This is a genomic window from Streptomyces actuosus, assembly GCF_016921115.1.
In the GTDB taxonomy this organism is placed as follows: Bacteria; Actinomycetota; Actinomycetes; order Streptomycetales; family Streptomycetaceae; genus Streptomyces; species Streptomyces actuosus_A.
This window is the reverse complement of sequence record NZ_JAFFZS010000012.1, coordinates 52202-76045: the sequence shown is the minus strand read 5'-3', so window position 1 is coordinate 76045 and position 23844 is coordinate 52202. Positions and strand designations below refer to the sequence as shown.

Here is a 23844-nt window from a genome sequence, read left to right as displayed (position 1 = left end):
ACGACACCTCGCCGCGCCGTCGGTTCCTCACCCACGCCCGGTACGAGGTGCCCCGCATACGCCCGGCACGAGGACGTCCCGACGTCTTGCGGCGCACCGCATCCGACGCCGCCGCTGATCGACCGGGGACCACGGGACAGCCCTCGGCACCGCCACCGGCCCACCCCCGAGGAACCTCACCGGCACCCCCTCGACGTCCGCCGCAAGCGCCCCGGCACCCCGGCACCCAGAACCGAGCCGCGATACTGAACGCCATGACCCGCCTGATCCTCGCCACCCGCAACACCGGAAAGATCACCGAGCTCAGGGCGATCCTCGCCGAAGCCGGACTCGCGCACGAACTCGTCGGCGCCGACGCCTACCCCGACATCCCCGACGTCAAGGAAACCGGCGTCACCTTCGCCGAGAACGCCCTTCTCAAAGCCCACGCCCTCGCCCGCGCCACCGGCCTGCCCGCCGTCGCCGACGACTCCGGCCTCTGCGTGGACGTCCTCGGCGGCGCCCCCGGCATCTTCTCCGCCCGCTGGGCCGGCCGCCACGGCGACGACCGGGCCAACCTCGAACTCCTGCTCGCCCAGCTCTCCGACATCGCCGACGAACACCGCGCCGCCCACTTCGCCTGCGCCGCGGCCCTCGCCCTCCCGGACGGCACCGAACGGGTCGTCGAGGGCCGCCTCCCCGGCACCCTGCGCCGAGCACCCGCCGGCACAGGCGGCTTCGGCTACGACCCGATCCTCCAGCCCGACGGCGAGACCCGCACCTGCGCCGAGCTGACCCCGGACGAGAAGAACGCCATCAGCCACCGGGGCCGCGCCTTCCGCGCCCTGGCCGAGGTGGTGCACGACCTCCTCGGGTGAACCGGCGGGGTGCCGCCCCGCGTCCGGCCGCCCGTACGGTCCCGGGCGGGTCGGCTGCGCGCGGTCCCGTGAACGGGGCGAGGGTTCGGTCCGCGTGGCATGCGGATCGAACCCTCGATGTGCGAACGGTGCGGTCGGTGGGACTCGAACCCACACGGGATTGCTCCCACGGGCACCTAAAACCCGCGCGTATCGCCTATTTCGCCACGACCGCCCCAAAACGGATATCGGATCACTCCGTGCCGCTCGGTGTCCACAGTGTACGGGGGCTCCCGTGCTCGGTGCGCCGGGTGTTCCTGCGGCACCATGTGGCCGTCAGGGCGTGGCAGTTCGGGCAGAGGTAGCGCAGGTTCCCGATGCGGTTGTCGAGCCAGTCGCCGTCGATGTGGTCGATGTGGTCGATGTGCAGCGTGATCGGCCGCCCCCGCCACTCGCCGTGGTTTCCACACGACGCGCACGCGTACGGTACGCCCCGCTCCGCGAGGGCCGCGTGCAACCGCTCCCGCTTGGGTCACGCCGATCCTGGCGGCAGGACGACGAGGACGCCGTCGGCGCGCGGGCGCGGTGCCGCCGCGGACGCTGTCGAACTCCGGGGGGCGACGTGAGAAATGGCTGATGTCGAGGCCGAGTTGTGCCACCTTTCGCCGGATCCTGCGGTGGTTGGTGTGCGTGACGTCCAGTCCCAATGCGCGCATGACGTCCGCGTAGCTGCGGGCGGAGCGCACCGCAGTGCGCAGGGCGTCGTCCGCGAGGGCCGGCCGGCCGTGCCGGACGTGTGTGGTGTCGATCCGCCGGTGCCGGAGCATGCGCCCCAGGGCCGCCCTGGACCGCCCGTCGTCCGGAACGCCGAGCGTGCGCGCCGCACCGCGGAGGCTGTCGGCGCCGGCGGCGGCGGTCCTCAGCTCCTCGTCGGTGAACTGCAAACCGACGGCCGACCGGGTGAGGCCGGGGAAGTGGCCGGTGTCGATGCCCGCCGCCTCGATCCGGCGGCGCAGGTGGGTGAGGGTGCCGCTCGCCGGGGTCGCGCCCAGTTGGAGGGCCACCTCGCGCAGGGTCGTGGACGCCGCGACCGCGTCGGCGATCGCGCCGTCCGGGTAGCGGCGCCACGCGGTCTGCCGCTGGAAGTGCCCGGTGTCGATGCCGAGCCTGGCGACCTTCTGCTGGAGCACCCGCCGTTGACCACCGCTGGGTCGGAGCCCGAGGCGGCGCATCAGCTCGTTCCAGCTCCGCGACGTGCTCACCGCGGTCGCCAGTGTCTCGCGGGCGTAGGTGCCGGTACGGCCCATCTCTTTCCCCCGTTCGGCCGGGCGTTCCCCGCTCGTACGGAGTAACGATGTGGAGGGGGGAGGGTCACGCCCGGCCGGGGCTGGGGAGGGGGCGGTCAGATGCCCAGGTCCCTGATGATCTTGGCCACGTGGCCCGTCGCCTTCACGTTGTACAGGGCGCGCTCGACCTTGCCGTCCTCGCCGACGATCACGGTGGAGCGGATGACGCCGACGACCGTCTTTCCGTACAGCTTCTTCTCGCCGAAGGCCCCGTAGGCTTCGAGGACCTCCTTGTCGGGGTCGGCGAGGAGGGTGACCTTCAGGCTCTCCTTCTCGCGGAACTTCGCCAGCTTCTCCGGCTTGTCGGGGGAGATGCCGATGACGTCGTAGCCGGCGCCGGCCAGCAGGTCGAGGTTGTCGGTGAAGTCGCAGGCCTGCTTCGTGCAGCCGGCGGTCAGGGCGGCCGGGTAGAAGTAGACGATGACCTTGCGGCCCTTGTGGTCCGACAGGGAGACCTCGTTGCCGTCGGCGTCGGGCAGGGTGAAGGCGGGGGCCAGGTCCCCGGGCTGGAGTCGCTCGCTCATCGGTCCAGCGTAACCGGGGGTCCTGGCGGTGCGGCGGGGCCGAGAGCTGACAGACTGTCCGTAACAGCATCGGATTGACTTCGGAGGCCGAACGGTGGCGGACACGTCGGACACCAGAACCCCGGCGCAGATCGAGGCGGACATCAGGCGCCGCCGTGACGTGCTGGCCGAGACGCTCGACGAGATCGGGGTGCGGGTGCACCCGAAGACGATCGTCGGGGATGCCAAGGCCAAGGTCGTCTCCCATGTCGACCACACGGTCGGGAGGGCCTATGTGCAGGTCAACCGGGTCGTGAGCGAAGTGCGGGCGCAGCTCACGGACGAGGACGGGGCGCCCCGTATGGAGCGGGTCGTGCCGGTGGCGCTGCTGGCCGTCGGTGTGGTGGGTCTGCTCGTCGTGGGCACGAGGCGCCGCCGGCGCTGAGCCGGGTCCGGACGGGCCGACCCCGGCTCCGGACGGATCCACTTCCGGCAGGTAGGTTCAGTGGTGTGAGCGCCAAGAGAAACGAGCACAGCACCCATCCCGACAAGCTGCCCATTCGCATGCTGCACGACCGGGTCCTCGTGCGGCAGGACACCAGCGAGGGCGAGCGGCGTTCCGGTGGCGGCATCCTGATCCCGGCCACCGCGGCCGTCGGCCGCCGGCTGGCGTGGGCCGAGGTCGTCGCGGTGGGGCAGAACGTACGGACCGTGGAGCCGGGGGACCGGGTCCTGTACGACCCGGAGGACCGTGCCGAGGTCGAGGTGCGCGGTGTCGCGTACGTGCTCATGCGTGAGCGTGACCTGCATGCGGTGGCCGCGGACCGGTTCGAGGGGTCGGAGGACTCCACGGGCCTGTACCTGTGAGGCGGTGGTTCCGGCACCGGTGATCCGTCGGTGCGCAGGGGGCCGGTGACCGACGTCACCGGCCCCTTCGGTCCGTCCGGCTGGTCCGGACGTCCGCTTCCCGCGGCGTGCTTGCCGGCCTCGGGGAGCCGACGAGACGCGCCGTACCTTCTTCGTCCCCCTGCTGCTGGTCGCCGTCGTGGGTCTGAGAGCGACCGGCGGTCGCTGATCCGGTGCCCGCCGGGGGCGTGTGCGGTGCCCGCCGGGTGCGAGGCGGCGCCCCGGGTGCTCAGGACTGCGTGCCCGGGTGCTCAGGGGCGCGCTGCGCCGGGGCCGAGCGTCGTTCCTGTCGTGGTCCCGTCGGTGGTCGTGCCGCCGCTGGTGGGGTCCCCGGTGGTGTCGCCGGTGCTCCCGCCGATGGTGAATCCGCCGGAGGCGTCTCCGGTGGTGGTGCCGTCGGTCGTGGTCCCGCCGGTGGTGCCGTCGGTCGTCGTGCCGCCGCCGGTGGTGGCTCCTCCGCCGGTGGTGGTGCCGGTGGTGGTGCCGTCGGTGCCGCCCTGGGCCCCGCTCCCGGTCCGGCCCGGGGTCGGCTCGCCTCCGGTGGTGCCGCCCGTGGTGTCGCCGGTGGTGCCGTTGTCCTCCCGGTCGCCGCTGCCGTCCCCCTGGTCGTCGCGGGAGTCGGTGGCGGGTGGTTCCTCGACCTCGTCGGCGCCCTCCTCCAGGTGCAGGTCGAAGTCGCTGACGGGGGTGTTCTTCAGGGCGTCCTCGGTGAACTGGGCCCAGATCTCGGTGGGCGCCCCGCCGCCGTTGATCCGGGGCAGGCCCATCACCTGGTAGAGCGACTTGTGCGCGGCGGTGTCCGGGTCCTGGCCCATCACCGACACGACGGTGGCGAGGTCGGGGGTGTAGCCGGCGAACCAGGCCGCGGTGTCCTCCTCGGCGGTGCCGGTCTTGCCGGCGGCGGGCCGGCCGGCTGCCCGGGCGGCGGTGGCGGTGCCGTTCTCGACGACGCTCTGCAGTATCGCGGTCGTGGTGTCGGCGGCTTCGCGGCTGACGGCCTGGTGGGGCTCCGCCTTGGGCAGCACGACGACGTCCCGGCCGTTCCTGGTGACCCGCTGGACCAGCGTGTACGTGCCGCGCTTGCCGTGGTTGGCGAGGGTGGCGTAGGCCTCCGCCATGTCCAGCACGCTGGCGTTGGCGACGCCGAGCGCGATGGACGGGGACGAGACCAGGGACTTGGTGTCGGCGGGGATGCCGAGGTCGATCGCGGTCTGCTTGACCTTGCCGGAGCCGACGTCGACGGCCATCTGGGCGTACACGGAGTTGACGGACTTGTCGGTGGCCTCGCGGACGGTGATGGGGCCGTAGGAGACCTCGTCCTCGTTCTGCGGGTCGTAGACGCCGCCGTTCCAGCCTTCCACGGGGCGGCCGCTGGTGCCGTCGTAGTAGGTGTTGGGGGTGATGGTGCGGCCGTCCTGGGTGGTGGAGCCGTTCTCCACGGCCGCGGTGAACACGAACGGCTTGAACGTCGAGCCGACCTGGAAGTCGCCGCGGGTGGCGTTGTTCGTGTACTGCTTGACGTAGTCGATGCCGCCGTAGAGTGCGACGACCTTGCCGGTCCTGGGGTCGACGGCGGCGCCGCCGGCGCGGACGTAGCGGTCGCGCGGGTGGGCCTTGGGGTCCAGTTTGGACATCAGCCGGTCGTCGACGGCCTTCACGAAGGCGTCCTGCTTGCGCTTGTCGAGCGTGGTGGTGATGCGGTAGCCGCCGGCCCGCAGTTCGTCCGCGTCGAGGATCTTGTTCTCGTAGAGGTAGTCCTTGATCGCGTCGAGGAGGTAGCCGCGCTGCCCGGACAGTCCGGTGGAGAGCGTGGCCTCCTTCGGCATCGGGAACTTCAGTCCGGTCCGCTGCGCCTGGCTGAGCCAGCCCTGCTTGACCATGCCGTCGAGGACGTAGTTCCAGCGGGCCTGCGCGCCGGCCTTGTTCTCCGGGTGTGCCACCACGTCGTACTCGCTGGGCGCGTTCAGCAGTGCCGCGAGGTAGGCGCCCTGGGCCGGGGTCAGGTCGATGGCGTCGACGCCGTAGTAGGCGCGGGCTGCGGCCTGGATGCCATAGGCGTTGCGGCCGAAGAAGCTGGTGTTGAGGTAGCCCTGGAGGATCTCGTCCTTGGTCTTCTCGCGGTCGAGCTTGATCGCGATGAAGAATTCCTTCACCTTGCGGGTGACCGTCTGCTCCTGGCCCAGGTAGTAGTTCTTGACGTACTGCTGGGTGATGGTGGAGCCGGACTGCCTGCCCTTGCCGGTGGCGGTGTTCCAGCCGGCGCGGATCATCGCCTTGGGGTCGACGGCGGACTCCGTGTAGAAGTCGCGGTCCTCGGCGGCCAGGACGGCGTGCTGGGCGTCCTTGGAGACCTGGGCGAGGGTGACGTTCTCCCGGTTGACCTCGCCGTCGCGGGCGATCTCGGTGCCGTCCGCGTACAGGTAGACGTTGGACTGCTTGGTGGCGAGGGCGTTGGCCGGCGGGATCTTCACCATCGAGTAGCCGAGGAAGAACAGCCCGATGAGCAGCAGGGTGCCGATGACGAAGGTGCCGAGCACCATGCGCCAGGTCGGGATCAGTCGCCGCCAGCCGGTGCGCTTGGGGCGCTTGGGCTTCTTGCCGCCCTTGTCGTCGGCCGCCCTCGGCTCTCCTTCCGCACCGCCGTCGGTCGGCTGCTGTGGCTGCGGCTCGTCGCTCATCTCGTGCACGGACTCCTGTTTCGCGTCGTACGTTCCCGTACGCGTCGTTGCGCCTTGTGCGCCCCACTCCCCCCATTGAAGACTCTCGTGCCGGGTGATCCGTTCCCGGAATCCGGTACGTGTCCCCTTGAGAACGCGCGGCGGGCCACAAGGACGCGGGGTGGTGCCGGGAAGGAGCCCGCACGGCCCTGGGAAGCGCGGGGGAGGCTGCGGGGGGAGGGGCGCCGGGGCGGGACGGCGGGTCGGAAAAGGCGTGGCAGGGCCGGGTGCCCGGCGGCTAGGCTCCTGCGCTTCGGTGTCGGCGGGCCGGGAGGCGTTGGCTGTGGGAGCGGGGCGGTTGTATCCGGCCGTCGCGGTGGGCGGGTTCCGGCGGTACGCGACGTATCGGGCGGCCACGGCCGCGGGGGTGTTCACCAACACGGTCTTCGGGCTGATCCTCGTCTACACGTATCTCGCCCTGTGGGACGAGAAGCCGCATCTGGGCGGGTACGACCAGGCGCAGGCCGTCACCTATGTGTGGCTCGGCCAGGCCCTCTACTCGACCCTCGCCCTTCAGGGCGGTGGTGTGGAGAAGGAGTTGATGGCGCGTATCCGCACCGGCGAGATCGCCGTCGACCTCTACCGGCCGGCCGATCTGCAACTGTGGTGGCTGGCGAGCGACATGGGCCGGGCGGTGTTCCAGATCCTGGGTCGTGGGGTGGTCCCGTTCGTGTTCGGCGCGCTGGTGTTCGACATGGCGGTGCCGGACGACCCGTTCGCGTGGGCGGCGTTCGCGGTGGCGCTGCTGCCGGCGATGGTGGTGAGTTTCGGGATCCGCTACCTGGCGGCCCTGAGCGTGTTCTGGCTGATGGACGGGACGGGGGTCAGCCAGGCGGTGATGGTGCTGGGGATCTTCTGCTCCGGGATGGTCCTGCCGCTCAACGCCTTTCCCGGTGTGCTCGGCGACATCGTCCGGGCGCTGCCGTGGGCGGCGCAGTTGCAGATGCCCGCGGACGTGCTGCTGGGGAGGACGGCGCCGGTGGCGGCGTACGCGTTCCAGGCGGCGTGGGCGGTGGCCCTGCTGGCGGCGGGGCGGCTGGTGCAGGCTGCGGCGACGCGGCGGGTGGTGGTGCAGGGTGGATGAGACAGGGCGCGCGACCGGTTCCGGTCGCGGGGCGCTTTCGGAGGCGGGCGGTGGTCCCGCCCCGGGGCGCGGGCCGGTGGCGGCCCGGCCGGTCCTCCCCGGGCCGGCCCGTCGGCCGGCGGTGTTCTCCCCGTTCGGGGAGGGCGTGCGGGTCTACGGGCTGATCGCCGGGATGTGGGTGCGGTCGGCGATGACCTACCGGGCCTCCTTCCTGCTCACGGCGTTCGGGAACCTGCTGGTGACGGGGCTGGACTTCGTCGCGCTCGTGCTGATGTTCTCGCAGGTCGACTCGCTCGCCGGGTGGACCCTGCCCGAGGTGGCCTTTCTGTACGGGCTGTCGGCGACGGCGTTCGGGATCGCCGATCTGACGTTCGGCTCGATGGACGTGCTGGGTGCGCGGATGCGGGACGGCTCCTTCGACACGCTGCTGGTGCGGCCCGCGCCGGTGCTGGCGCAGGTCGCCGCCGACCGGTTCGCGCTGCGCCGCCTCGGCCGGATCACCCAGGCCGTCCTGGTGCTGGCTTACGGGCTGCTTCGTGTCGACGTCGACTGGACCGCGGCCAAGGTGCTGCTGATGCCGGTCGTGCTGGTCAGCGGTGCGCTGATCTTCTGCGCGTTGTTCACGGCGGGCGCCGCCTTCCAGTTCGTGGCGCAGGACGCGGCGGAGGTGCAGAACGCGTTCACGTACGGCGGCACCACGCTGCTGCAGTATCCGCCGGGCGTGTTCGGCAAGGACGTGGTGCGGGGGGTGACGTTCGTGCTGCCCCTCGCCTTCGTCAACTGGGTGCCCGGCGCCTATGTGCTGGGGCGGCCGTATCCGCTCGGCCTGCCGGGCTGGGCGGCCTTCGCGCCGCCCGTGGTGGCGGCGGGCTGCTGTGCGCTCGCGGGGCTGGCGTGGCGTGCGGGGCTGCGGATGTATCGGAGTACGGGGAGCTGAGGGAGGCATGGCGGTGGACGGCGGACCGGGCGGCGCAGCCGACGGCATCACGGGCGGTGCGGCGGGCGGCAGGACGGGGGACGGCGCGGTCGGCGGCCCGGAGGGTGCTGCCTCCGCGGTGCGGGGCGATGCGGCGCGGGGTGGGCCGTCCGACGGCGCGTTCATCGAGCTGGACCGTGTGGAGAAGGTCTTCGACGTGCGCCGCAGGACGGGTTTCCTGAAGCGCGAGCGGCGGCGGGTGCGGGCGGTGGACGACCTCTCCTTCACCGTGGCGCGCGGCGAGACGGTCGGCTACATCGGGCCGAACGGCGCCGGCAAGTCGACGACGATCAAGATGCTGACCGGCATCCTCACCCCGAGCGGGGGCCGGCTGCGCGTGGCGGGCATCGAGCCCTCCCGGGAGCGGACCCGCCTGGCGCAGCGCATCGGGGTGGTGTTCGGGCAGCGCACCACGTTGTGGTGGGACCTGCCGCTGGTCGACTCGTACCGGCTGATGCATCGCATGTACCGGATTCCCGACGCCCGTTACCGCGCCAATCTCGACCGGCTCGTCGAACACCTCGACCTGGGCCCCCTGTTGGACACTCCGGTGCGGCAGCTGTCGCTGGGGCAGCGGATGCGCGGTGACATCGCGGCGGCGCTGTTGCACGACCCCGAGGTGCTGTACCTGGACGAGCCGACGATCGGCCTGGACGTCATCTCCAAGGCGCGGGTGCGTGACTTCCTGCGGGAGCTGCGGGACGAACGCGGCACGACGGTCCTGCTCACCACGCATGATCTCCAGGACATCGAGCAGTTGTGCTCCCGGGTGATGGTGATCGACCACGGCCGTCTGATGTACGACGGCCCGCTCGCCGGCCTGCACGAGGCGGGGGAGAGCGAGCGGATCCTGGTGGTGGACCTGGACCGGGAGCTCCCGCCGGTCGACGCTCCGGCGCCCGCGCGCGTGGTGAAGGTCGAGGGGCCGCGGCAGTGGCTGGCCTTTCCGTCGTCGGTGTCGGCGGCACCGCTCGTGGCGCGGATCGCGGCGGAGTACCCGCTGGTGGACCTGTCGGTGCGGGAGCCGGACATCGAGGCGGTGATCGCGCGGATGTACGCGGGGCAGGGGAACCGCGCCGCCTCCCGGCCGCCGACATCGATCGCGTAGTGCCCGCGGCGGTGAACTCGTAGGCTGCTGGCATGACCGACGACGCAGTCCCGGACCTCCGTGCCTCCGACGCCGACCGCGAGCGGGTCGCCGACGTCCTGCGGGACGCCCTCGCCGAGGGGCGGCTCGACATGGCCGAGTTCGAGGAGCGGCTGGACGCGGCGTACCGGGCGCGCACGTACCGTGACCTGACGCCCCTCACCCGGGACCTCCCGGGGTCCGCGGCGCCCGCCGTGTCGATGACCAAGGAGCCGGAACGGGTCGGGGGTTGGGCGGGACGCATCGTCGGTGGCGAGGGCACGTCGACATGGGGGGTGGCCGTGCTCTCCGGTTTCCAGCGCCGGGGCCGGTGGACGGTGCCGCGCCGTTTCAACTGCTTCGCCTTCTGCGGCGGAGGCGAGATCGACCTGCGCGAGGCGAACTTCGCGGACCGCGAGGTCGTGATCAACTGCGTTGCGATCATGGGTGGGTTGCAGGTCGTCGTGCCGCCCGGGGTCGAGGTCGTGGTCCGCGGGATCGGCATCATGGGCGGCTTCGACCAGCGGGAGACCGGCGTCCCCGGTGAGCCCGGCGCCCCGCGGGTCGTCGTCACCGGCTTCGCGTTCTGGGGCGGGGTCGGTGTCGAACGCAGGCTCCCGCGCTCCGAGAAGCGTCGGCTGAAGGAGGAACGGCGCCGGGAGCTGGAGGAGCGCCGGGGCAAGGAGCTCTGAGCTTCCGGTCGAGGGGCGCCGAGGGCGCCGGTCGAAGGGCCTGCCGCCGGTCCGGGCGTGGAGGCGCCGGGCGGGGCCGGTGCGCGGCCTCGGCAGGCGGGGCGGGCGGCCGAGAGGGGCGCGCGGGCTACAGCGCCGCCGGTGGGGCAGCGCCCTTCAGCACCGCCAGGTCGAACGCCTCGCCCATCGCGCGGTATCCGGCGTCCCCCGGATGGAGATGGTCGCCGCAGTCGTGGCGCGGCAGCAGCCGCCGCGGATCCCGCGGGTCGCGCAGCGCGGCGTCGAAGTCGACCACGGCGTCGTAGACGCCGCCCGCCCGGATCGCCGCGTTGACCTGCTGCCGTACGGCCTCCCGGTCAGGGGTGCCGCCGCGGTGGCCGCCGAACGGCGTCAGCGTGGCGCCCACCACCTTCACGCCGCGCGCATGCGCCTGCCGCACCAGTGTCCGCAGCCCGTCGAGGACGGTGCCGGCGGCGGGCGGGAGGGGCGGACGCAGGATGTCGTTGACGCCGAGGTCGATGACGACCACCCGGACCTCGGCCCGGCCGAGGACGTCCCGCGAGAAGCGGTGGAGACCGCTGGGATTCTCCGGGGGTTGTCCCAGCCCGTCCACCAGGACGCGGTTGCCGCTGATGCCGGCGTTGACGACGCCGTAGCGCGGCACGTCCTGCCCGGCGTCGGCGGCCGTCCGCAGCCGGTCGGCGAGGACGTCGGTCCAGCGCCGGTCGGCGTCCGAGGTGGCGGTCATGCCGTCGGTGATGGAGTCGCCGAACACGACGACGGTCCCCTCGGCCTCGTGGCCGAGCACGTCCAGCGCGGTCAGGTAGCGCCAGAACGGGGTCCGCTCGGTGTACGCCGACCCGTCCGGGTCCGCCGCACGGTCGCCCACGGCGGCGTAGGAGGTCTGCCGGGCGTAGCGGTGGTAGGTCACGGGGCCGGAGGAGGCGGGGGAGTAGGTGGTGACGAGGACGTCGCCGTCGTCCGGCACCGGGACCGGCACGGCGTCGCTGACCGCCCGCTGCCCGGCCGGTATGACGACGCGCGTGCTGCCGCCGTCGAAGGTGACGCGGCGCAGGGTGCCCGCGTCCGCGGACGCGCCACCGCCACCGGCGGCGACGGCGACGGTGGCGTCGGTGACGGTCAGTGGACGGGTGCCGTAGAGGTTGGACAGCGTGATGCGGGCGCGGGTGCCGCCGACGCTGGTGTGCACCACGTTGCGAACCGACCGCCCGGCCATGCCGGTGGTCCCGGTGCCGGGCTCGGCGCCGGACGGTGACGCGGCCCAGGACGTCGCCCAGACGCCGGTGGAGGGCGGGTCGGCCGACGGGTGCGGGCCGCGCCCGTCGGCCGACCCGCCCCGGTGGCCCGCCGTGCCGGTGCCGGAGGCGGCCACGGCGTACAGCGTGGCGGACAGGCCGACGATCAGCGCGGCGATCGCGGACAGCAGGGCACGGCCGTGACGCCTGGCCATACGGCGCGTCTCCTCGGGGGCGAGGGGAGCGGGAGGCTCCGTGGTCGACCCTTCCATGATGCGCCACACGGTCACCCGTCCGGATGCCGGGAACCTTCACCGCGTTCCGGGAGTTCGTCCGACGACCCCGGCACGGGGGACGAGAAAGGGACAATGTGTACGAAGGAGTGTGATCGGGTGGAGAGGATGGAAGGCGTCCCGCAGGGCGGGACGGACGACGCGGCAGCGGCCCGACCGGGCCCCGTGCCGAGCGAGCCGTCCGCGTCCCGCGCGCCGTCGGCGTCCGGGACGCGGCCCTCGTCCGGCGCGGACGGGCCCGCAGGTGCCCCCCGTGCAGACGGCGGCCGCGTGTCCGTCGCGGGGCGGCGGTCCGATGCGGGGCGCTCGTCCGGCGGCGGGCGGGCGCCCGACGCGGGGACCGCATCGCGCGGGGCGCCCGTGTCCCGCACCATGACCGCCTTCAGTCCCGCCGACGAGGAGAAGCGGCGTGGCGTGCGCCGCATGAAACTCACCGCGACCGGCCTGCTGCTCCTCGTCGCCGTCGTCTACGTCCTCGCCAAGTGGGGCCACGACTCCGGAGCCGGCGCCTGGGCCGGATACGTGGCCGCCGCCGCCGAGGCCGGCATGGTCGGTGCGCTCGCCGACTGGTTCGCCGTCACCGCGCTCTTCCGCCGCCCCCTCGGTCTGCCCATCCCCCACACCGCGATCATCCCCACGAAGAAGGACCAGCTGGGCGTCTCCCTGGGCGAGTTCGTCGGCGAGAACTTCCTCTCCGAGGACGTCGTGCGGCAGCGGCTGCGCAGCGTCGGCATCGGCAGCCGCCTCGGCGTCTGGCTCGCCGAGCCGGAGCACGCCGACCGGGTCACGGCAGAGTTGTCGACCGCCCTGCGGGGCGCCCTGACGGTCCTGCGCGACTCCGACGTCCAGGCGGTCGTCGGGGAGGCCGTCACCCGGCGCGCGAACGCCCGTGAGATCGCGCCCGGCATCGGCAAGATGCTGGAGAAGGTCGTCGTCGACGGGGGCCACAGACGCGTCGTCGACCTGGTGGTGAGCCGGGCCCATGACTGGCTGGTCCTGCACGCCGACTCCGTGATGGACGCCGTGCAGGGCGGCGCCCCCGGTTGGACCCCGCGGTTCGTCGACCGCAAGGTCGGCGAGCGCGTCTACCGGGAACTGCTGCGCTTCTGCGCCGAGATGCGGGACATGCCCTCCCATCCCGCCCGCGGCGCCCTCGACCGCTTCCTCACCGACTTCGCCTCCGACCTGCAGTCCGACACCGACACCCGCGCCCGGGTGGAGCGGCTCAAGGGAGAGGTGCTCGGCCGCGGGGAGGTCCAGGACCTCATCGCCTCCGCGTGGACCGCCGTACGATCCATGATCGTGTCGGCGGCCGACGACGAGCGCAGCGAACTGCGTCTGCGCACCCGGGCCTCACTTCTCTCCCTGGGTGCCCGGATGGCCACCGAGGCGAAGGTGCAGGGCAAGGTCGACCGCTGGGTCGAGGGCGCGGCCGTCCACGTCGTGACGACCTACCGCAAGGAGATCACCTCCTTGATCACCGACACCGTCGCCGGCTGGGACGCCGAGCACACCACCCGCAAGATCGAGGCGCACATCGGCCGCGACCTGCAGTTCATCCGCATCAATGGCACCGTCGTCGGCTCCCTGGCAGGACTGCTGATCTACACGGTGTCGCAGGCGCTCGGCGCGTAGGGGCGGGCCCGCGAGGCCGCGGACCCGCCGGGGCGTCTGGCGTTGCGGTCGGCGACCGCCCAGGACGCCACGGCGACGGCCCCGGCGACGCCGCCGCGCGGCCGGTGCGTGCCACCGGTACGGGCGTGGCGGGGGGAGCCGGCCGGGCGACCGGTGGCCGAGCCCGGACGTCGGGCGGACGGCCTGCCCTGCTGCACCCCGCAGCCTCGCTCCGGGGCATCGGCCGCCTCGGACGCGCCTGCCACGACCGCACCCGCGGCACGAAGACGGACGGCCACGCGCCGACCTTCTTGGCGAGCGGATGCGACCCGGCGAAGGCGGCGACATACGCGGCCGTCAGCATCCCCGCGGCCCTCGCGCCGGCCTGTTGCCGCCACTGCTGCGCCGCCGCGGCCCCCGCGACGGCGCGCACGGCACCGCCCAGCTGCCGCTTCTTCGTCCAGCGGGCCACCCCGTACCCGCCGACGAGCCGGCTCGCGGCGACGACTGCGCTGGGAACCCCGGCCATTCATGCCTCCTGACGTCCGCTGGTGGCCGTTCGGCCACCACGCGACGGTGCCTCCGAGGCTGACGCCGTCCTCCCGCTGCTCCGGCGCGCCCTCCCCGATGGCCCAAACTTGAGCCGCTGCTTGTCAAGTTTGCTCCACCGCGCTATATAAGAAATATAGCGGCGAGAGCCGCCAGGACAGTGCATCACCAGCACGGCACCTGACGAAAGGAGTGACCTGTGATGCTCATGCGCACGGATCCGTTCCGTGAGTTCGATCGACTCGCACAGCAGATGCTCGGCACGGCGGCCCGCCCGTCGGCGATGCCGATGGACGCCTACCGCTCAGGGGACGACTTCCTCGTCCACTTCGACCTGCCCGGCATCGACCCCGAGACGATCGAGCTGGACGTCGAGCGCAACGTCCTCAACGTCCGAGCCGAGCGCACGTCCCCCGCCCCCGAAGGCGCGGAACTCCTCGTCGCCGAACGCCCCACGGGCACCTTCACCCGCCAGCTCTTCCTCGGCGACACCCTCGACACCCAGCGCATCGACGCCTCCTACGAAGCCGGCGTCCTCACGCTCCGCATCCCCGTCGCGGAGCAGGCCAAGCCGCGCCGCATCCAGATCAGCGGCGGCGACAGCCGCAAGCAGATCAGCACCTGACAACACCGAGAAACGGCCCCCGGGGCTCGTCCCCCCCCGGACCTCGGGGGCCGCCGCGGCCGACGGCCGGCCCAGGCGCGCACCCGTCACCGTCGCGGCGCGCACCCGAGGTCGGCCGAACTGCGGACACGCACGCAACGCCACCGCCCTCGGCGCGGGGACGTCCGCCCCAGGGCGGTGGCGCCGGCCCAGAGGCTCGCCGTCCGGCGGAGGCCTGCCGGAAGGTCGCCGAGTGCCCGTCACGATGAACGGGACGACGCTCGCACGATGTGATCCGGGGCGTCGCGCAGCCTCCGGGAGGTCCGGAGCCGGCGTCGACGACGCACGGCCTGCGCGGTGTCGACCGCGCGTCACGGATCTCGGACTCGTTCCCCCGGACTGCGGTGAAGCGTGCCGGAACCGCTCCCGCGAACGGTTCGCCCGCGTGCGACGGCCGTCAGTCGTCCTGGTCGGTCTGCCGTCCAGACTCGGCACCGGTCGACACGGCACCCGGAGCGAACCGGTCGGCCCCCGAGCGGACGCGGGTACGGCTCGACCCGGTCAACGACGCCTCCCTCGCCCCTGCTCGGCCCGTCGCCGTTCGACCGCCGTCGCGATGCGCACGGCCACATCGTCCGGTGCCTCGTGCTCCCAGAATCGGAGCACCTCCCACCCTGCCGCTGTGAGGTGCTCCGTCGTCTCCGTGTCCCGCGCCATGTTCCGGTCCAGTTTCTGCCGCCACCACTCCGCGTTCGACTTCGGCTGCGTGGCGTGCAGAGGGCAGCCGTGCCAGAAGCATCCGTCGATGAGAACGGCGACCCGGACGGAGGTGAAGGCGATGTCGATCCGTCGCCGCGCCATGCCCGGCACCGGGTACTCGACGCGGTAGCGCAACCCGGTCGCATGCAGCAGGCGTCGTACGGCCAGCTCACACGCCGTGTCCTTGCCGGCCTGCCTGCTCATGCGTGCCGACACGGCGGGGGAGGAAGGCTCGATCCTGGTCAACGTTGCTGCGCTCCGAGATGGTCGCCCGGTCTGTTCGGCTGTGCGTCCATGGTGGTTCACCTGTGTCCTGACCCCGTCGGGCCGGGGCGCGACGGCTGCGATGCCGACTTCTCCGGGGCCGGTTCGACAGCGGGCCCCGGCGCGTCGGTCAGTCCTCCGGATTCCCGTGGCACTCGTCGTACGACCCTTGTGAGCCGCACCAGCAGGTCGCGCCCCGTTGTGGCGGCCAGGGCGTTGCCAGGCCGCGGGACGCCAGTGTCGTCGCGTACTGCGGGAGGAGGGTCGCGTCCGAGGGGGACGTGCCCTCCGAGGCGGCGAAGGCCTCGTACGAGGGGACGGTGCCCGGCACGATGCCGAGGTTCTGCGTGCCGGAGGCCGCGAGTTCGCGCAGTGAGCGTTCTATCGTCGCCAGGTGCTCCTCGTACGAGGGGTACTCCGCGGACAGGCCGGGGTAGTCGGACAGGAGCTCCGCCAGCTCGTCCGCGGGCCAGTGGAGGATGGCCACGGGGAACGGGCGGGAGAGGGCCTCGCGGTAGGTGCCCAGTTCGGCCCGCAGACGGGAGATCTCCGCCGCAAGTTCGGCCGGGTTGTCCGAGCCCAGGGACCAGACGCGCTTCGGGTCGTGCAGTTCGTCCAGGGAGACCGGCGCCGTGTTCAGGGTGTCCGCCAGGGTGTCCCACTCGTCGTGCGGCGCGCCCAGCATGCGGCGCACCCGGTGGCGGCCGAAGAGGAGCGGGTGGGTGGCGTACGGGGGTTCCGCGGCGTCCGCGAGAAGGAGGCCGGTGCCTTGGGTGAAGGTCTCCGCCGCGGCTTCCAGCTCGTCGTGGGATTCCAGCGCCTCGGCGATGATCACCCAAGGGGCCGGGTCGCGCGGCCCGGTGGCACGGAGGCCGTCGATGATGGCCCGCGCCTCGGCCTCGTGGCCGTACTCCCACAGGTTGGAGGCTTTCAGCGCACGCACCAGGTGGGGGTTGTCCAGGCCCGTCGCCGTGTTCAGGAGACGGTCGTACAGGGCGGTCGCCGCGGGGCGGTGGCCGGACAGTTCCAGGTGGGCCGCGGCGCGCAGCAGCAGGGGTTCGGCGTCCTCGGGATACAGGCCGGCGGTCCGTTCCAGGCGGGCGGCCTCGGCGGCATGGTCGACGTTCTCGGCGGGCGTGTCGGGGCGCATGGGGGACACCGTACTGCTGATCAGCGGCGACGGTCAGGTGCCGTCCGGCCTGAGCCTTCCCGGCCTTGCCGGGGCACGGCCGTGGTGCGACGCCCTCTTCCGCGCCCGCTGCCGCGCTCCCGGCCACGCCCGCGGAGCCGTCTCCCGCCACACGGGAGTCCTGTGCGACGAAACGCCTTGAACGGGAGGAAGGACTAGAAAACAGGAGGAATGGGGCGGGGATGCGGCAACGGGGTGTGGGTTGCGTGGGGCATGTTTCCGTGCGCGGAACCATGGGGGCCGTGCCGGGCGTTGTGGAGGGTGCCGGGCCCGGGTCCGGCGCGGCGCGCAGTGCCACCGAGGCGCTGCCGAGGCGGGGGAGGGGGACAGGCGATGATCCGTGGTCGGCGCGTGCTGCGTCCCGCTCTCGTTCCCCTGTTCCTGATCCTGCAGGTCGCGCTGCTGGACACCGGCAGTCTCTCCGTCACGGTCGCGCTCGCCGCGACCGCCGCCGCCGGCTCCGCACTCGGTCTGTGCGCCCTGGTCAGCGCGCGATGCGTGCCGGTGGTGCCACCGACCCGCGTGCGCACGGCGATACGCGACCGGGCCCGCCGTACGGCTTTCCTGCCCCAGCGCGATCCCGACGCGCCCGGCCGCCGCCGGCCCAGGGCACCTGGAGCCGTCCTCCCGGCGACTGCCGCGTAGGGCCGCGTTCGTCGCGACGCCGTCGACGGCGTCGGCTTCGTTCGTGTCCCCGCGCGGGTCGTCACGCCGCACATCCCTGTCCCCGGCCGGCGGCCCCCTCATGCCCGGCCGTGGACGTCCGGCACGACGTGACCCCGGAGGGCTCACCCACCCATGTCCGTTTTCGCTCGACTCGTCGAGCAGCTCGCCGAGCTGCTCCAGCCGCTGTTCCACGCGTCCGCGGCCGCCGCCGCCATCGTCCTGTTCACGGTGCTCGTCCGGCTCCTGCTGCATCCGCTGTCCCGGGCCGCCGCGCGCGGCCAGAAGGCCCGCGCCGCACTCCAGCCCCGGATCGCGGAGCTGCGCAGACGGCACGCCGGGAACCCCGAGCGGCTGCAGCAGGCGGTGCTGGAACTGCACGCCGAGGAGAAGGTGTCGCCGCTGTCCGGCTGCCTGCCGAGTCTGCTGCAACTGCCCGCCTTCTTCCTGCTCTACCGACTGTTCTCCAGCCCGACGATCGGAGGGGACGGCAACGGCCTCCTGACGCACGACCTGTTCAGGGCCCCCCTGGGTGACCGCTGGCCCGACGCCCTCGCCGGCGGCGGGCTCCTCGGCCCGGCCGGGGCGGTGTACCTCGCCCTGTTCGCCGTCGTGTTCGTCGTCGCGGTCGGCAACTACCGGCGGATCAGGCGCACGCCCGACGCCGGCGGCGCGGTCTTCCCGGGCGGTGCGCGCGCGGAGGAGGGCGCCGGGGACGCGGCGACGGTGCCCGGCCTGGGAGCGGTCTCCAAAGTGATGCCGTTCATGTCGTTCGCGACCCTCGTCACCGTGGCGGTCGTACCGCTGGCGGCCGCGCTGTACGTCGTGACCAGTACGACGTGGAGCGCGGTCGAGCGTGCCGTGCTGTACCGATGACGGAGCCGACCCTACGGTCCAGTACATGAACGGGGTATTGCGGAGTGGACAGTCAGCTTGGAGGATCGACCAAGCCTCCGATGGCTGCGCCTCGGCCGCATCCCGGTCGCGTCCATCGCCGGGCGCGATCGAGGGAGATGGTGAGGACCCATGAAGCTGCTGCGAGTCGGTACGGCGGGGTCGGAGCGACCGGCGCTGCTCGACGCCGAAGGCATCCTGCGTGACCTGTCGGGCCTCGTCCCGGACATCGACGGCGCCCTGCTCACCGACGACGGCGCCCTCGCCCGGATCCGCGCCGCGGCCGACTCCGGCGAGCTGCCGGTGCTGGACGCGGCCGGGCTGCGCGTCGGGCCGCCGCTGGGCCGTATCGGCAAGATCGTGTGCATCGGGCTGAACTACCACGACCACGCCCGCGAGACCGGGGCGCAACCCCCGTCCGAGCCGGTGGTCTTCTTCAAGGCGCCGGACACGGTGGTCGGTCCGCACGACACCGTGCTGGTGCCGCGCGGGTCGGCCAAGACGGACTGGGAGGTCGAACTCGCCGTCGTCGTCGGCCGTACGGCCCGCTACCTGGACTCCGCCGAGGAGGCGCTCGCACACGTCGCCGGGTACACGGTGGCGCACGACGTGTCCGAGCGGGAGTTCCAGATCGAGCGGGGCGGCACCTGGGACAAGGGCAAGAACTGCGAGACGTTCAACCCGCTCGGGCCGTGGCTGGTGACGGCGGACGAGGTACCCGACCCGCAGGACCTGCGGCTGCGGCTGTGGGTCAACGGGAAACTGAGACAGGACGGGACGACGGCCGAGCAGATCTTCCCGGTGGGGGAGGTCGTGCGGTACGTCAGCCGGTTCATGACCCTGTACCCGGGCGACGTCATCAACACGGGGACGCCGGCCGGGGTGGCCATGGGGCAGCCCGAGCCGAAGCCGTACCTGCGGGCGGGGGACGTGGTCGAGCTGGAGATCTCCGGGCTCGGCCGGCAGCGGCAGGAACTGAAGGACGCCTGAGAGCGCGGGGAGCCGCGGGCCCGGCCGGCAACGGCCCGGCTCGCGGCTCCCCGCGCTCTCAGGCCGGCAGCAGTTCGGCGAGTCGGCTCCACGCCTCTCTCGGCAGGGACTCCCTCGTCCCGCCGTCGATCACCTGGAGCGCCACATGGTCGGCGCCCGCCGCGCGGAACTCCTCGATCCGGGCACGGATCCGGTCCTGTGGGCCCCAGGCGTACAACGCGTCCACCAGGCGGTCGCTGCCGCCGTCGGTGAGGTCGTCCTCGGTGAAGCCGAGGCGCAGCAGGTTGCCGGTGTAGTTCGGCAGGCCGAGGTACAGGGCCAGGGCGCCGCGGGCCAGTTCCCGAGCGCGGGCCGGGTCGGCCTCCAGGACGACCCCCAGCTCGGGGGCGAGCAGCGGGCCTTCGACTCCTCGGCCCCCGACGTCCGGGGCTTCCCCGTCCCCGGCCGCCGGGAGCCCCGTCTGCGGCGTTCGCGACGCCACGCTCCCCGGTGCACCGGTGTCCGCGGTGGTCAGTCCAGGTCCAGGCCCAGGAACTCCTCGAGCGCCGCCACGACGAACCGGTGGTCCTGGAGCTGCGGCAGCCCGGACACCGTCACCGCGCCGATGACGCCCGCGCCCTCGACGCGGATCGGGAAGGAGCCGCCGTGCGCCGCGTAGACGTCCGGGTCGAGGCGGGAGGACTCCTCGAAGGTGGTGCCCTTGGCGCGGAAGCGGGCGCCGACCAGGTAGGAGGAGGCGCCGTAGCGTTCGACGACGCGGCGCTTGCGCCCGATCCAGGCGTCGTTGTCGGGGGTGGAACCGGGTAGTGCGGCGTGGAAGAGCTGCTGCCCGCCGCGGTGGATGTCCACGGCGACGGGGGCCTGGCGCTCCCGGGCCAGCCGGACCAGCAGGGAGCCGAGCGCCCAGGCGTCGTCATGGGTGAACCGGGGGAGGGCCAGGCGCCGTTCCTGGGCCTCCAGTTCCTCGATGCCCGGGGTGAGCTCGGGATGGAACTTCGGGGTCAGCTCATGTGCACTCATCAGAGGGTCACCGCCACCTTGTCACGGGCCGAACGCCGGGCCGCCTCCAGGACGTCGAGCGCGGCGGCGGCCTCCAGGGCGGTCACCGGATTGGGGCCGCGCCCGGCGAGTGCCCCGACCACGGCAGCGTAGTACGCGGGGTAGGCGCCGGGCAGGGTCGGCACGGCGCGTCCCCCGCCGGTCACCGGGGACTCTCCGGCGCCGACGCGGCCCCACAGCGACTCGGGCTCGGTCCCCCACGCGTCGCCGGTGCCCGGGCGCCGGCCCTCGCGCAGGGCCGCCTCCTGCGGATCGAGGCCGTACTTGACGTAGCCGGCCCGCGAGCCGAGCACGCGGAAGCGGGGGCCGAGCTGGGCGGTGGTGGCGGAGACGTGGAGGTGGGAGCGGACGCCGCCGGTGTGGGTGAGCGCGATGAACGTGTCGTCGTCCGCCGTCGCACCGGCCCGGCGCACGTCCGACTCGGCGTACACCTCCACGGCCGGACCGAAGAGGACCAGCGCCTGGTCGACGACGTGACTGCCGAGGTCGTAGAGCAGGCCCCCGATCTCGGCGGGGTCGCCGGACTCGCGCCAGCCGCCCTTGGGCCGGGGCCGCCAGCGTTCGAACCGGGACTCGAACCGCCACACCTCACCCAGCTCGCCGTCGGCGACGAGCCGGCGCAGGGTGAGGAAGTCGTTGTCCCAGCGGCGGTTCTGGAAGACGGACAGGAACAGGCCGCGGTCCGCGGCGAGGGCCGCCAGCTCGCGCGCCTCGGCGGCCGTGCCGGCGATCGGCTTGTCGACGACGACCGCCAGGCCGGCCTTCAGGGCGGCCGTGGCCAGCGGGACGTGCGTCCTGTTCGGGGCGGCGACGACGACGAGGTCCAGGTCGCCGGAGCGGTCCAGGAGCTCGTCGGCGGTGGCCGCGACGCGCACGTCCGGGTGTTCGGCGCGCGCCTGCTCCTGCCGTTCGGGGCGGGCGGTGACCACGGTGTCCAGGGCGAGGCCCTCGGTCGCGGCGATCAGCGGGGCGTGGAAGACGGAGCCGGCGAGGCCGTAGCCGATCAGGCCGGCCCGGAGCGGGGAGCTGGGGGCGCCGCCGTGCGGGGTGCCGAGGGGGGTGCCAGTCATGGAGCCACTTTCGCAACACTGTTGCCAAAGTGCAAGCATGGGGGACAATGGCGTCGTGAACAGGACGAACGGTGGCGTCAATCTGCTGGCCCTGCGCAGTCACAACACCGCGCTGGTGCTGGACCTGCTGCGCACCGCGGGAGAGTGGGGCATCAGCCGGCTCGAACTCGCCGAGCGGACCGGGCTCACCCCCCAGGCGGTCAGCAAGATCATTGCCCGGCTGCGGGAGGAGGGGCTGGCGGCCGAGGCGGGGCGGCGCGCCTCCACCGGCGGCAAGCCGCCGACCGTGCTGCGGCTGGTGCCGGAGGCCGGGCACGCCATGGGGATCCACCTCGACCGGGACGAGGTGCGGGCGGTGCTCGTCGATCTGACCGGGCGGATCGTCGCCGAGCGGCGGGCCGCGGTCGACCTCGACGGGGCGGGGGCCGGCGCGGCGGCCGCGGCCGTGGCCGGGCAGGCGGAACCGCTGGCGGGAACGGTGCGCGGCGGCACCCTCCTCGGTGCCGGGGTGGCGCTGCCGGGGCCGCTCGACCACGCGCGGGGCGTCCTGCACCGGGTCACCGGGTTTCCCCAGTGGGACGGGTTCCCGTTGCGGGAGGTGCTGGCGGAGCGGCTGGGGGTGCCGGTGGTCGTCGACAAGGACACGAACGCGGCGGCGCTGGGACTCGCGGTCGCGGGGGAGGGCGTCGGCGGGCCGGAGGACGACGGGCCGGGGCGCGGCGGGCCGGAGGGCGGCAGTCGGGGCGACGACGGGCAGGCCGGCGTCCGGGCGGGCACCGGCCCGGGGCGGTCGTTCGCCTATCTGCACCTCGGCACGGGACTGGGGGCCGGGCTGGTGATCGGCGGGGCCGTGCACCGCGGGGCGCGCACCGGAGCGGGGGAGTTCGGGCACCAGGTGATCCAGCTGGACGGGCCGCGTTGCGGCTGCGGTGACCGCGGGTGCATCGAGGCGTTGTGCCTGGCCGCCGTGGCGCGCGGGGACGCCGAGGAGGCGGCACGGGTGCTCGGCACCGGAGCCGCGAACCTCGTCGGGCTGCTGGACATCGACGAGGTGCTGCTGGGCGGGCGGATGGTGGCTGCCGCGCCGGCCGTGTTCGTCCGCGGTGTGGCGGACGTCCTGCGGGCGCGGGCGCGGAGGGAGGGTGCCGTGGGGGATCCGGTGCCCGTGCGGATGGTCGGCGGCGGCGAGCGGAGGGTCGCGGCCGGGGCGGCCCAGCTGGTGCTGGGCGCGGTGTTCGGGCGGGGTGACGCGTGAGTGCCTGCGGCGGGAGCCGCCCGGCGGCTCCCGCGCCTGCGCCGAACAGTCGCAATGCCCTCCCCCCTTCGGGGCCCCGCTCGGCGTGGTGCCCGGCCCGGCACACCCGGTCCACCACGCTCATATGTTCATGCGACTGTGCACATCCATGTCCCCCTGTCTCGCAGCCGCCGCCGTGCTTCTGCAGCTGAACGCGCCGGCCGCGGCAGCGCCCGCGCACGCGGCGGCGCCCCCCTCCGGCTGCGCCGTCTCCGACAGCCGGAACTTCCCCCTGACCACCCGCATCCATGGCGGTCCCGACTCCTACGAGGCCGGAGGCGGTCACGGCACCTGGCAGATCGAGCTGCGCAACACCACCACCCGCACCTGCACCGGCATCCACCCCGTCGTCGTCCTGGTCGACGAGCGCCACACGCTGACCCCCGAACGGGCCCGCCTGGAGTTCTCCGACGGGAGGCGCACGCACGCCGTGCGCCTGGAGGCCACCGACGAGGACGAACTGGTCGGGGCGTTCACCGATGCGGACGGGTTCACGGGCTTCACCGTGGGGCCGCACCGCACACTGGACGTGCGGGTGCGGCTGGCGTTCGGCGCCGACGCCGCGCCCGACGACGTCACCGTCAACGCGACCCTCGTGCAGCGCCACGCGAACGACGGCGACTGGGTGGGGCAGTCGAACGACTACCGGTTCTCGGTGGTGCGGGCCCCCGCGGAGCAGGACGCCGCCACGGACCCGGGCACCGGCTCCGACTCCACCGGTACCGATCCGTCCGCTTCCCCCACCGAGCCCGCCGACGCCGGCCGGTCGCGCGAGCCCCGGCTGCCCGACGAACTGGCCCGCACCGGATTCCCCGTCCCGCGCGCCGCCCTCGCCGCGGCCACCACCGGCCTGCTGCTCGCCGGCGCCGGCCTGGCGCTCGCCCGCAGGACGCGCCGGCGGCGCTGACCGTCCGCTTCCGCCGCGCCGGCGGCGACAACGGGTACCCGGTGATCGACGGGGTACGGATCAGCCCGTCCTGACCAGTGCCGCACCGGGCGACGTTCGCCCCGTCGCGACGCCCGGCACGCACTCTCGCTGCACCGGACGAAAGCCCGAGTACATCCCGTACGAGGGCTTCCGGCCGGCACACCGGGAGCACGCACCGGACGCCGCTCCTCGACGGGCGAACGTTGCCTGCCGCGGCACTAGGCTGTGCGGC

The 23844-nt window shown here is 73.4% G+C and carries 23 protein-coding genes, 1 tRNA gene and 2 pseudogenes; 14 read left to right on the top strand and 12 right to left on the bottom strand.

Annotated elements, in window-relative coordinates; translation table 11 throughout:
• Nucleotides 1–254: 254 nt before the first annotated feature.
• Complete coding sequence (rdgB, locus tag JS756_RS17320; protein ID WP_205383996.1) at nucleotides 255–857, top strand: RdgB/HAM1 family non-canonical purine NTP pyrophosphatase; 603 nt, start codon at nucleotides 255–257, stop codon at nucleotides 855–857.
• Nucleotides 858–986: 129 nt separating this feature from the next.
• On the opposite strand, the gene JS756_RS17315 is transcribed toward rdgB, so the two are convergent.
• From JS756_RS17315 to bcp, 3 genes are all read right to left on the bottom strand, one after another.
• Nucleotides 987–1071: transfer RNA gene (locus tag JS756_RS17315), tRNA-Leu, on the bottom strand.
• Nucleotides 1034–2143 carry an HNH endonuclease gene (locus tag JS756_RS38575; RefSeq protein ID WP_438817321.1) on the bottom strand — a complete coding sequence of 370 codons (1110 nt, stop codon included), beginning with the start codon at nucleotides 2141–2143 and terminating at the stop codon, nucleotides 1034–1036. Before JS756_RS38575 ends, JS756_RS17315 begins: the two co-directional genes overlap by 38 nt.
• 95 nt (nucleotides 2144–2238) lie before the next feature.
• Nucleotides 2239–2706: a thioredoxin-dependent thiol peroxidase gene (bcp, locus tag JS756_RS17305; RefSeq protein WP_205383995.1), complete on the bottom strand. Its 468-nt coding sequence runs from the start codon at nucleotides 2704–2706 to the stop codon at nucleotides 2239–2241.
• Between the two features lie 94 nt (nucleotides 2707–2800).
• Between bcp and JS756_RS17300 the strand changes: the two genes are divergently transcribed.
• Both JS756_RS17300 and JS756_RS17295 read left to right on the top strand, forming a co-directional pair.
• Complete coding sequence (locus JS756_RS17300; protein WP_205383994.1) at nucleotides 2801–3130, top strand: DUF3618 domain-containing protein; 330 nt, start codon at nucleotides 2801–2803, stop codon at nucleotides 3128–3130.
• Nucleotides 3131–3195: 65 nt separating this feature from the next.
• Entirely contained in the window at nucleotides 3196–3552 is a 357-nt protein-coding gene (locus JS756_RS17295; RefSeq protein ID WP_205383993.1) for a GroES family chaperonin, read from the top strand.
• 290 nt (nucleotides 3553–3842) lie between these two features.
• Here the strand turns inward: JS756_RS17295 and JS756_RS17290 are convergent, their stop codons facing one another.
• A complete protein-coding gene (locus JS756_RS17290) occupies nucleotides 3843–6269 on the bottom strand; it encodes a transglycosylase domain-containing protein (protein WP_205383992.1) in 2427 nt (808 codons plus the stop codon).
• Nucleotides 6270–6591: 322 nt separating this feature from the next.
• Here JS756_RS17290 and JS756_RS17285 point away from each other — a divergent pair, with 322 nt between their 5' ends.
• The 4 genes from JS756_RS17285 (at nucleotide 6592) to JS756_RS17270 (ending at nucleotide 10186) form a co-directional block, all read left to right on the top strand.
• On the top strand, nucleotides 6592–7392 hold the full coding sequence (locus tag JS756_RS17285) for an ABC transporter permease (RefSeq protein ID WP_205384099.1): 801 nt from the start codon (nucleotides 6592–6594) through the stop codon (nucleotides 7390–7392).
• Nucleotides 7393–7564: 172 nt separating this feature from the next.
• Nucleotides 7565–8329 carry an ABC transporter permease gene (locus JS756_RS17280; RefSeq protein WP_205384098.1) on the top strand — a complete coding sequence of 255 codons (765 nt, stop codon included), beginning with the start codon at nucleotides 7565–7567 and terminating at the stop codon, nucleotides 8327–8329.
• A gap of 7 nt (nucleotides 8330–8336) precedes the next feature.
• A complete protein-coding gene (locus JS756_RS17275) occupies nucleotides 8337–9476 on the top strand; it encodes an ABC transporter ATP-binding protein (protein ID WP_240203909.1) in 1140 nt (379 codons plus the stop codon).
• Nucleotides 9477–9508: 32 nt separating this feature from the next.
• Nucleotides 9509–10186, top strand: coding sequence for a DUF1707 SHOCT-like domain-containing protein (locus tag JS756_RS17270; protein WP_205383991.1), 678 nt, complete (start codon nucleotides 9509–9511; stop codon nucleotides 10184–10186).
• A gap of 127 nt (nucleotides 10187–10313) precedes the next feature.
• Here the strand turns inward: JS756_RS17270 and JS756_RS17265 are convergent, their stop codons facing one another.
• Complete coding sequence (locus JS756_RS17265) at nucleotides 10314–11657, bottom strand: SGNH/GDSL hydrolase family protein (protein WP_205383990.1); 1344 nt, start codon at nucleotides 11655–11657, stop codon at nucleotides 10314–10316.
• Between the two features lie 450 nt (nucleotides 11658–12107).
• On the opposite strand from JS756_RS17265, the gene JS756_RS17260 reads away from it, so the two are divergent.
• Nucleotides 12108–13370, top strand: coding sequence for a DUF445 domain-containing protein (locus tag JS756_RS17260; protein ID WP_205384096.1), 1263 nt, complete (start codon nucleotides 12108–12110; stop codon nucleotides 13368–13370).
• Here the strand turns inward: JS756_RS17260 and JS756_RS17255 are convergent.
• Together JS756_RS17255 and JS756_RS36830 are read right to left on the bottom strand one after the other, a co-directional pair.
• The gene (locus tag JS756_RS17255; RefSeq protein ID WP_205383989.1) at nucleotides 13340–13648 is read right to left on the bottom strand and encodes a hypothetical protein; all 309 of its coding nucleotides are present in this window, start codon (nucleotides 13646–13648) and stop codon (nucleotides 13340–13342) included. The two genes, JS756_RS17260 and JS756_RS17255, sit on opposite strands and share 31 nt — an antisense overlap.
• Nucleotides 13594–13878 (bottom strand): annotated as a pseudogene (locus JS756_RS36830) (hypothetical protein); the annotation flags it as partial. The pseudogene JS756_RS36830 and the gene JS756_RS17255, both read right to left, overlap by 55 nt.
• Before the next feature lie 222 nt (nucleotides 13879–14100).
• Between JS756_RS36830 and JS756_RS17250 the strand changes: the two are divergent.
• Nucleotides 14101–14523 (top strand): Hsp20/alpha crystallin family protein, encoded by a 423-nt coding sequence (locus JS756_RS17250; protein ID WP_205383988.1) that lies wholly within the window; start codon nucleotides 14101–14103, stop codon nucleotides 14521–14523.
• Between the two features lie 540 nt (nucleotides 14524–15063).
• Here JS756_RS17250 and JS756_RS17245 read toward each other — a convergent pair.
• Both JS756_RS17245 and JS756_RS17240 read right to left on the bottom strand, forming a co-directional pair.
• The gene (locus tag JS756_RS17245) at nucleotides 15064–15465 is read right to left on the bottom strand and encodes a very short patch repair endonuclease (RefSeq protein WP_205383987.1); all 402 of its coding nucleotides are present in this window, start codon (nucleotides 15463–15465) and stop codon (nucleotides 15064–15066) included.
• A 190-nt stretch (nucleotides 15466–15655) separates the two neighbouring features.
• Nucleotides 15656–16675 carry a tetratricopeptide repeat protein gene (locus JS756_RS17240; RefSeq protein ID WP_205383986.1) on the bottom strand — a complete coding sequence of 340 codons (1020 nt, stop codon included), beginning with the start codon at nucleotides 16673–16675 and terminating at the stop codon, nucleotides 15656–15658.
• Nucleotides 16676–17047: 372 nt separating this feature from the next.
• Between JS756_RS17240 and JS756_RS17235 the strand changes: the two genes are divergently transcribed.
• The 3 genes from JS756_RS17235 to JS756_RS17225 all read left to right on the top strand — a co-directional run bounded on the left by JS756_RS17235 (nucleotide 17048) and on the right by JS756_RS17225 (nucleotide 19261).
• Nucleotides 17048–17359, top strand: a complete 312-nt coding sequence (locus JS756_RS17235) for a DUF6412 domain-containing protein (protein ID WP_205383985.1) — start codon at nucleotides 17048–17050, stop codon at nucleotides 17357–17359.
• Between the two features lie 153 nt (nucleotides 17360–17512).
• On the top strand, nucleotides 17513–18253 hold the full coding sequence (locus tag JS756_RS17230) for a YidC/Oxa1 family membrane protein insertase (protein WP_205383984.1): 741 nt from the start codon (nucleotides 17513–17515) through the stop codon (nucleotides 18251–18253).
• A gap of 150 nt (nucleotides 18254–18403) precedes the next feature.
• Nucleotides 18404–19261, top strand: a complete 858-nt coding sequence (locus JS756_RS17225) for a fumarylacetoacetate hydrolase family protein (RefSeq protein ID WP_205383983.1) — start codon at nucleotides 18404–18406, stop codon at nucleotides 19259–19261.
• A gap of 58 nt (nucleotides 19262–19319) precedes the next feature.
• Here the strand turns inward: JS756_RS17225 and JS756_RS17220 are convergent.
• The 3 genes and pseudogenes from JS756_RS17220 to JS756_RS17210 all read right to left on the bottom strand — a co-directional run.
• A pseudogene (locus tag JS756_RS17220) lies at nucleotides 19320–19664 on the bottom strand (LLM class oxidoreductase); the annotation flags it as partial.
• A gap of 107 nt (nucleotides 19665–19771) precedes the next feature.
• A complete protein-coding gene (locus JS756_RS17215) occupies nucleotides 19772–20281 on the bottom strand; it encodes a heme-degrading domain-containing protein (RefSeq protein ID WP_205383982.1) in 510 nt (169 codons plus the stop codon).
• A complete protein-coding gene (locus tag JS756_RS17210) occupies nucleotides 20281–21390 on the bottom strand; it encodes a Gfo/Idh/MocA family protein (protein ID WP_205383981.1) in 1110 nt (369 codons plus the stop codon). Before JS756_RS17210 ends, JS756_RS17215 begins: the two co-directional genes overlap by 1 nt.
• A 37-nt stretch (nucleotides 21391–21427) precedes the next feature.
• Here JS756_RS17210 and JS756_RS17205 point away from each other — a divergent pair, with 37 nt between their 5' ends.
• A complete protein-coding gene (locus JS756_RS17205) occupies nucleotides 21428–22645 on the top strand; it encodes an ROK family transcriptional regulator (RefSeq protein ID WP_205383980.1) in 1218 nt (405 codons plus the stop codon).
• Nucleotides 22646–22793: 148 nt separating this feature from the next.
• Nucleotides 22794–23591 carry a hypothetical protein gene (locus JS756_RS17200; protein ID WP_240203908.1) on the top strand — a complete coding sequence of 266 codons (798 nt, stop codon included), beginning with the start codon at nucleotides 22794–22796 and terminating at the stop codon, nucleotides 23589–23591.
• Nucleotides 23592–23844 lie beyond the last annotated feature (253 nt).

Coding starts and splice junctions, on each gene's coding strand:
- JS756_RS17205 (WP_205383980.1), top strand. CDS start 21,428: ATGGGGGACAATGGCGTCGTGAACAGGACGAACGGTGGCGTCAATCTG.
- JS756_RS17260 (WP_205384096.1), top strand. CDS start 12,108: ATGACCGCCTTCAGTCCCGCCGACGAGGAGAAGCGGCGTGGCGTGCGC.
- JS756_RS17245 (WP_205383987.1), bottom strand. CDS start 15,465: ATGAGCAGGCAGGCCGGCAAGGACACGGCGTGTGAGCTGGCCGTACGA.
- JS756_RS17290 (WP_205383992.1), bottom strand. CDS start 6,269: ATGAGCGACGAGCCGCAGCCACAGCAGCCGACCGACGGCGGTGCGGAA.
- JS756_RS17230 (WP_205383984.1), top strand. CDS start 17,513: ATGTCCGTTTTCGCTCGACTCGTCGAGCAGCTCGCCGAGCTGCTCCAG.
- JS756_RS17265 (WP_205383990.1), bottom strand. CDS start 11,657: ATGGCCAGGCGTCACGGCCGTGCCCTGCTGTCCGCGATCGCCGCGCTG.
- JS756_RS17200 (WP_240203908.1), top strand. CDS start 22,794: ATGTCCCCCTGTCTCGCAGCCGCCGCCGTGCTTCTGCAGCTGAACGCG.
- JS756_RS17210 (WP_205383981.1), bottom strand. CDS start 21,390: ATGACTGGCACCCCCCTCGGCACCCCGCACGGCGGCGCCCCCAGCTCC.
- bcp (WP_205383995.1), bottom strand. CDS start 2,706: ATGAGCGAGCGACTCCAGCCCGGGGACCTGGCCCCCGCCTTCACCCTG.
- JS756_RS17235 (WP_205383985.1), top strand. CDS start 17,048: ATGATCCGTGGTCGGCGCGTGCTGCGTCCCGCTCTCGTTCCCCTGTTC.
- JS756_RS17250 (WP_205383988.1), top strand. CDS start 14,101: ATGCTCATGCGCACGGATCCGTTCCGTGAGTTCGATCGACTCGCACAG.
- JS756_RS17215 (WP_205383982.1), bottom strand. CDS start 20,281: ATGAGTGCACATGAGCTGACCCCGAAGTTCCATCCCGAGCTCACCCCG.
- JS756_RS17275 (WP_240203909.1), top strand. CDS start 8,337: ATGGCGGTGGACGGCGGACCGGGCGGCGCAGCCGACGGCATCACGGGC.
- JS756_RS17270 (WP_205383991.1), top strand. CDS start 9,509: ATGACCGACGACGCAGTCCCGGACCTCCGTGCCTCCGACGCCGACCGC.
- JS756_RS17240 (WP_205383986.1), bottom strand. CDS start 16,675: ATGCGCCCCGACACGCCCGCCGAGAACGTCGACCATGCCGCCGAGGCC.
- rdgB (WP_205383996.1), top strand. CDS start 255: ATGACCCGCCTGATCCTCGCCACCCGCAACACCGGAAAGATCACCGAG.
- JS756_RS38575 (WP_438817321.1), bottom strand. CDS start 2,143: ATGGGCCGTACCGGCACCTACGCCCGCGAGACACTGGCGACCGCGGTG.
- JS756_RS17280 (WP_205384098.1), top strand. CDS start 7,565: ATGTGGGTGCGGTCGGCGATGACCTACCGGGCCTCCTTCCTGCTCACG.
- JS756_RS17225 (WP_205383983.1), top strand. CDS start 18,404: ATGAAGCTGCTGCGAGTCGGTACGGCGGGGTCGGAGCGACCGGCGCTG.